General features: G+C 74.1%; 5 protein-coding genes and 1 pseudogene. 5 read left to right on the top strand and 1 reads right to left on the bottom strand.

The window, feature by feature from the left end:
- A pseudogene (locus tag ABT300_RS40805) lies at positions 1–183 on the top strand (sensor histidine kinase); the annotation flags it as partial.
- Between the two features lie 127 nt (positions 184–310).
- Entirely contained in the window at positions 311–1,006 is a 696-nt protein-coding gene (locus ABT300_RS40800; protein ID WP_351687287.1) for a response regulator, read from the top strand.
- A gap of 124 nt (positions 1,007–1,130) precedes the next feature.
- Here ABT300_RS40800 and ABT300_RS40795 read toward each other — a convergent pair whose 3' ends face one another.
- On the bottom strand, positions 1,131–2,147 hold the full coding sequence (locus ABT300_RS40795) for a Gfo/Idh/MocA family protein (RefSeq protein ID WP_351687283.1): 1,017 nt from the start codon (positions 2,145–2,147) through the stop codon (positions 1,131–1,133).
- Between the two features lie 128 nt (positions 2,148–2,275).
- Between ABT300_RS40795 and ABT300_RS40790 the strand changes: the two genes are divergently transcribed.
- The 3 genes from ABT300_RS40790 to ABT300_RS40780 all read left to right on the top strand — a co-directional run bounded on the left by ABT300_RS40790 (position 2,276) and on the right by ABT300_RS40780 (position 5,228).
- Positions 2,276–3,013 carry a GntR family transcriptional regulator gene (locus tag ABT300_RS40790; protein ID WP_351687290.1) on the top strand — a complete coding sequence of 246 codons (738 nt, stop codon included), beginning with the start codon at positions 2,276–2,278 and terminating at the stop codon, positions 3,011–3,013.
- 290 nt (positions 3,014–3,303) lie between these two features.
- Entirely contained in the window at positions 3,304–4,452 is a 1,149-nt protein-coding gene (locus tag ABT300_RS40785) for an ROK family glucokinase (RefSeq protein ID WP_057576113.1), read from the top strand.
- Positions 4,453–4,634: 182 nt separating this feature from the next.
- Entirely contained in the window at positions 4,635–5,228 is a 594-nt protein-coding gene (locus tag ABT300_RS40780) for a sugar kinase (protein WP_351687279.1), read from the top strand.
- Positions 5,229–5,512: the final 284 nt, after the last annotated feature.

The raw sequence follows: 5,512 nt of genomic DNA, 5'->3' as shown, positions 1-5,512 counted from the left end.
GGCGCGGGGTTGCGCACGCCGACGGCGATGCCGTCGCCGGGGGGCGACGCCCCGCCCGTCCCCGGTTCCGGCCAGGGCCTGATCGGTCTGACCGAACGGGCGACGCTGGCCGGGGGACGCCTGGAGCACGGGGCGCGCGCCGACGGAGGCTTCGAGGTGCGGGCGTGGCTGCCGTGGGGGTGAGCCCGGCGGACGGGGACAGGGCGGTGCTCCGCCCGTGCGGTGACGCGCCGGCGCGGCACGCCGGTCTGCCGCGGACGAATCGGCGCACCGCGCAACTCGCGGGCCCCCACCGTGATTTCGTGGGCCCATGACTGCGATCAGACTCCTCCTCGTCGACGACGATCCCCTGGTGCGGGCCGGTCTGACCTTCATGATGGGAGGCGCCGACGACATCGAGATCGTCGGCGAGGCCGCCGACGGCGGCGAGGCCGAGGACCTCGTGGAGCGCACCCGCCCCGACGTCGTCCTGATGGACATCCGGATGCCCGCGGTGGACGGGCTGACCGCCACCGAACGGCTGCGGGCGCGCGAGGACGCCCCGCAGGTGGTCGTCCTCACCACCTTCCACGCCGACGAACAGGTGCTGCGGGCGCTGCGCGCGGGGGCCGCCGGGTTCGTCCTCAAGGACACCCCGCCCGCCGAGATCCTCGACGCCGTGCGCAAGGTGGCGTCCGGCGACCCGGTCCTGTCGCCCACGGTCACCCGGCAGTTGATGGACCACGCGGCCGGGGCCGCCGCCGACACCCGGCGCGCCCACGCGCGCGTGCGGCTCGCGGCCCTCGGCGAACGCGAACGCGAGGTGGCCGTCGCGGTGGGCCGCGGGCTGTCCAACGCGGACATCGCCGCCGGGCTGTTCATGAGCGTGGCCACCGTCAAGGCCCACGTCTCCCGCATCCTCGCCCGGCTCGGGCTCAACAACCGTGTGCAGATCGCCCTGCTCGCCCACGAAGCCGACCTGCCGGACGACGGACCGGACACGGCGGGACGGGCGGGGACGCGTTAGGCGACGGGGGACGAGGGCTCCGGGCGACGGACGCGGGCGATTGCTCCGGGCACCGGACCCCGCAGGGGGCGCCGCCCCGGCTCACGTCGGGTCGGGGGCGCCGTGCCAGGGGCGCCGTGCCCGCTCACGTCGTTCCGAGGGCGGCCGGGATCTCCGTGAGCCGCACCGCCCGGCGTTCGCGGCGGGACACCTCGCAGGCCTCGGCGATGCGCAGGGCCTGCAGGGCCTCCCGGCCGTCGCACGGGTTGGCGCGGTTCCCGCGGACGACGTCCACGAAGGCGTTGAGCTCCGCCGTGTAGGCGGGTTCGAAGCGTTCCAGGAAACCCGTCCACGGCTTGTCCGCGGCCGGCGGACCGGTGGGCTCGGTGGACGCGATCGGCGTGCGGTCGTCCAGGCCCACGACGATCTGGTCCAGCTCCCCGGCCAGCTCCATGCGGACGTCGTAGCCCGCCCCGTTCAACCGGGTCGCCGTCGCGGTGGCGAGGGCGCCGTCGTCGAGGGTGAGCACCGCGGCCGCCGTGTCCACGTCCCCCGCCTCGCGGAACATCGCGGGACCGGCGTCGGACCCGGCCGCGTACACGTCTGCCACCTCGCGCCCGGTCACCCAGCGCAGGCAGTCGAAGTCGTGGATGAGCGCGTCGCGGTAGATCCCGCCGGACACCGGAAGCCAGGCGGCCGGCGGCGCCGACTCGTCGGAGGTCAGCGACCGCACCGTGTGCAGCCGTCCGAGCCGTCCCGAGCGCACCGCCTCCCGGGCCCCCGTGTACCCGGCGTCGAAGCGGCGCTGGAAGCCCATCTGGAGGACCGTTCCGGCGCTCTCGACCTCGGCTATCGCCTGTAAGGTCCCCGCCAGGTCCAGGGCGATCGGCTTCTCGCAGAAGACCGGGAGTCCGGAGCGCGCTGCCCGACCGATCAGTTCGGCGTGGGCCGAGGTGGCCGTCGTGATGACCACGGCGTCCACGCCCCAGCGGAAGATCTCGTCCACCCCGGGGGCGGCCGTCTCGCCCAGCCGCAGGGCGAGCTCCTGGGCCCGCGCCGGGTCCGCGTCCGTCAGGATGAGGGATCCGACCTCGCGGTGACGGCTGAGTGTGTTCGCATGAATGGTGCCTATGCGGCCCGTCCCGATGACCCCGATGCGCATGAGACCAAAGTGACGTCGCAGGCCGCACCTGTCAATGTGCATGTCCGGACAATCGGACTACACAACTTCCCGTCAACCGGTCGCGGAGCTACGCTCGGGCCGTGCCCAAACCAGGAGTGGACCCGACCGTGCAGCTGGAACTACGTGTGGACCGCAGTTCGCCGGTGCCGTTGTACTTCCAGCTCGCCCAGCAGCTGGAGGCCGCGATCGAGCACGGATCGCTCACCCCCGGCAGCCTGCTGGGCAACGAGATCGAGCTCGCCGCACGGCTCGGCCTGTCCCGGCCGACCGTCCGCCAGGCGATCCAGTCGCTCGTCGACAAGGGGCTCCTGGTGCGCCGCCGGGGCGTCGGCACGCAGGTCGTGCACAGCCAGGTCAAACGCCCCCTGGAGCTCAGCAGCCTCTACGACGATCTGGAGGCGGCCGGGCAGCGGCCGGCGACGACGGTCCTGGCCAACACCGTGCTGCCGGCGTCCGCCGAGGTGGCGGCCGCGCTCGGGGTGGCCGAGGGCAGCGACGTCCACCGGGTGGAGCGGCTGCGGCTGGCGCACGGCGAGCCGATGGCGTACCTGTGCAACCACCTGCCCTCCGGCCTCCTCGACCTCGACACCGCACAGCTCCAGGCCACCGGCCTGTACCGCCTGATGCGGGCCGCCGGCATCACCCTGCACAGCGCCCGCCAGTCCATCGGCGCCCGCGCCGCCACCGAGGACGAGGCCCAGCGGCTCGCCGAGGACCGGGGCGCCCCGCTGCTGACCATGCAGCGCACCACCTTCGACGACACCGGCCGCGCGGTGGAGTTCGGCGATCACATCTACCGCCCGACCCGCTACTCCTTCGAGTTCCAGCTGCTCGTGCGCCCCTGAGCGCCCCCGGGCGCCCCGGCGGCCGTGAGCGCCGGCGCGCGCGGCCGTGACGCGGGCGGCATGAGCGAAGCGCGTGACGTCCGTGACGTTGTGACCCCCGTCACCCTGGCGCGTCGACGGCGGGGACGCCGACGGGAGCCGCCCCGGCGACCCACGCCACGAGCTGCGGCGTCGCGCGAGAGCCCGTGGCCGAGCCCCGGCGGTCGCCGGGCGTCCGCCGTCGTCGAAGGCCGCGCGCCGTCGTCGCCCGGCTCGGCACCCGAGGTGAGGGTGAGGCAGAATCGGCGACGATGAGCACCTACGGCAACTTCAGCGCCCCCATCGGCTCCCGCCGCGCCCCCGCACTCCGCACGGTGGGCACCAGGGAGCGCCGCTCGCACCTCACCGCGCCACGGGTGCCCACCGTGGGCATCGACATCGGCGGCACCAAGGTGATGGCGGGCGTCGTCGACGCCGACGGCAACATCCTGGAGAAGGTCCGCACCGAGACGCCGGACAAGTCGAAGAGCCCGAAGGTCGTGGAGGACACGATCGTCGAACTGGTCCTGGACCTGTCCGACCGCCACGACGTGCACGCCGTCGGCGTGGGCGCGGCGGGCTGGGTCGACGCCGACCGCAACCGTGTGCTGTTCGCGCCCCACCTGTCCTGGCGCAACGAACCCCTCAGGGACCGCCTCTCCGGCCGCCTCGCGGTGCCCGTCCTCGTCGACAACGACGCCAACACCGCCGCCTGGGCGGAGTGGCGCTTCGGCGCGGGCCGCGGCGAGGACCATCTCGTCATGATCACCCTCGGCACCGGCATCGGCGGCGCGATCCTCGAGGACGGCCAGGTCAAGCGCGGCAAGTACGGCGTCGCCGGCGAGTTCGGCCATATGCAGGTCGTGCCCGGCGGCCACCGCTGCCCGTGCGGCAACCGCGGCTGCTGGGAGCAGTACAGCTCGGGCAACGCCCTGGTCAGGGAGGCCAAGGAGCTGGCCGCCGCCGACTCCCCGGTGGCCTACGGGATCATCGAGCACGTCAAGGGGCAGATCGGGGACATCAGCGGTCCCATGATCACCGAGCTGGCCCGCGAGGGCGACGCGATGTGCATCGAGCTGCTCCAGGACATCGGTCAGTGGCTGGGCGTCGGCATCGCCAACCTCGCCGCCGCCCTCGACCCGTCCTGCTTCGTGATCGGCGGCGGCGTCTCGGCCGCCGACGACCTGCTGATCAGCCCCGCGCGGGACGCGTTCAAGCGCCAGCTCACCGGTCGCGGCTACCGCCCCGAGGCCCGGATCGTGCGCGCCCAGCTCGGCCCCGAGGCGGGCATGGTCGGCGCCGCGGACCTGGCCCGTCTGGTGGCCCGCCGCTTCCGGCGCGCCAAGCGCCGCCGCGTGGAGCGCTACGAGCGCTTCGAACGGTTCACGGAGGCGGCCCGCCGCACCCAGGACACGGCGTGACCCGCGTGTGCCGCGTCCGCCCGGACCACGGCCCGACGCCCGTGCCGCCCTCCGTCCGCGACACGGCGTGACGTCCGTGCCGCCCTCCGCCCGAGCCACGGTCCTCACGGCCGTGCCGCCCTCCGCCCAGGACATCGCATGACCCCGGTACCGCCACCGCCCCGCACGACCTCGGACACCGCATGACAGCACCGCTGCCCCACCAGGCCGCGCCCTCCGGCGAGCCGCCCCGCCCGCCGGAGGACCGCCGGCACATGATCCGACGCAGGGCCCTCACCCTGCTGATCATCGTGCTGCTCATCGGCGTCCCGGCCGGCTATCTGGTGATCTCCGCCAACCAGAGCCGCAGCAGCGGCAAGGACAAGGAGGCGAAGTACTCGGCGACCGGCCTGACCGAGGGCTGGCCCTCGAAGGTGCAGCGCCGCCTGTACCAGGTGCCGGTCCCGCACCCCGCCAACAAGGTCGCCTACTACGAGACGAACAACTGGAAGACCAGCCGGCTCTACGTGCAGTTCCAGACCACGCACGCCGGCCTCGACCAGTTCCTCGCGGAGATCGGCGTCGGCCGGGACGACCTGAAGAAGGGCGACATCGCCATCAGCGGCCGCGACCAGCAGATCACCGGCTGGCGCTTCAGCGGCCCGAGCTCGCGTCCGGGGGACGACTTCGGCATCGTCCTCGAGCGCAAGAACCCGCAGCCGACGCTGGACATCGTCGTGAACACCGGGAACGCGGTCTTCCCGTTCGTGTACGTCGTCTCCCGCACGGTCCCCTGACCGGGCTCCCGGAGCGGCCCGGACGGACCCGGCGGGGTGACCGGCCGGCCGCCCGGGACCGATTGTCGGACCCCGCCCGTAGAGTCGAAGACGACTGATCCGACAGGCGGCGGGAGGTGGACACCGGCATGAGCGTCATGGCCGACGGGGCGGCTGCCGCCGAGCCCGGTTCCGCGTCCTCGTGCGTGCGGCTCGCCGCCGTCTTCCTGCCCGCGCCCCTCCCGCGCGAGGGCCGCGTCGCCTTCTGGGATCCGGCGGGCGGCGCCCTGCCCGCCGCCGCGGAA

It is taken from the genome of Streptomyces sp. NPDC001027, from assembly GCF_040299045.1.
Classification (GTDB): Bacteria; Actinomycetota; Actinomycetes; order Streptomycetales; family Streptomycetaceae; genus Streptomyces.
Note: the sequence above shows the minus strand (reverse complement) of the source record. Positions and strands in the feature narration are given on the sequence as shown.